The sequence below is a fragment of the Vibrio sp. 10N.222.55.C6 genome, assembly GCF_041473395.1.
GTDB classification, from domain to species: Bacteria; Pseudomonadota; Gammaproteobacteria; order Enterobacterales; family Vibrionaceae; genus Vibrio; species Vibrio crassostreae_C.
Genome location: NZ_JBFRSD010000831.1, coordinates 1 through 381 on the forward strand (window position 1 = coordinate 1; position 381 = coordinate 381).

2 protein-coding genes are annotated in these 381 nt (G+C 45.1%); both read left to right on the top strand.

What is annotated here, in order from left to right; genetic code table 11:
• The coding region (locus AB4486_RS26415) for a family 1 glycosylhydrolase (protein ID WP_372119725.1) at nt 1-121 on the top strand (121 nt) is incomplete at its 5' end.
• A partial coding sequence (locus AB4486_RS26420; RefSeq protein WP_372119723.1) for an ATP-binding cassette domain-containing protein occupies nt 121-381 on the top strand: 261 nt, incomplete at its 3' end. The genes AB4486_RS26415 and AB4486_RS26420, both read left to right, overlap by 1 nt.

A 381-nucleotide genomic window follows, 5' to 3' on the forward strand; every position in this document is an offset into this window, starting at 1 on the left:
CGGCTACTGCCAGCGTTTTGGCATCGTCCACGTTGATTACACCACCCAAGAAAGAACATTGAAACAGAGCGCAATTGCGTACCGAAATATGCTTCTAGAGCGCGCTGAGGAGAACAGATAATGGCTAAAGTAGAATTTAAGAACATCAAAAAATCATTCGGTGATGTTGAAGTTGTAAAAGAGTTTGATTTTACGGTTGAAGACGGTGAGTTCGTGGTTTTTCTTGGCCCATCTGGCTGTGGTAAATCGACTACGCTACGTATGCTTGCTGGCCTTGAAAGCATAAGCTCTGGCGACATTGTGGTTGGCGGTAAGTTGATGAATAAAGTCGATGCGAAAGACCGTGACTTGGCGATGGTATTCCAAAGCTACGCTCTGTAC